The organism is Robiginitalea marina, assembly GCF_024006985.1.
Taxonomy (GTDB): domain Bacteria; phylum Bacteroidota; class Bacteroidia; order Flavobacteriales; family Flavobacteriaceae; genus Robiginitalea; species Robiginitalea marina.
Genome location: NZ_JAMXIB010000041.1, coordinates 1 through 374 on the forward strand (window position 1 = coordinate 1; position 374 = coordinate 374).

Here is a 374-nt window from a genome sequence, read left to right on the forward strand (position 1 = left end):
TGGTCGTCCGTGTTGTCCAGATAGGGCGTCAGATCCACACTGCCCCCGTCTTCCAGGGTCAGGGTGTTGCCGCTCAGGCTAAGCCCCTGGTCGTCGGTGCCCACCAGAGATGAAAGATCGATGGTCTCCGAGGTCCCGTTCTCAATCCCGATGGTAAGGTTGGTACCCACCAATGAAGATCCCGAGATGTTCTGGTCGTCGGTGTTATCCAGGTATGGGGACAGATCCACAGTGTTCCCGTCCTCAATGCCCAGGGTGTTCCCACTCAGGGTCAGGTTCTGGTCGTCGGTGGAGACATAGCCCGAGAGGTCCACATCTTGCGTGCCCCCGTTCTCCAGGGTCAGCGTCAGGGTGTTGCCCGTAAGGCTGAAGTC

General features: G+C 59.1%; 1 protein-coding gene. It reads right to left on the reverse strand.

What is annotated here, in order from left to right:
* Positions 1-374: hypothetical protein (locus tag NG653_RS14680; protein ID WP_252742462.1), on the reverse strand; the 374-nt coding region annotated here is incomplete at both ends.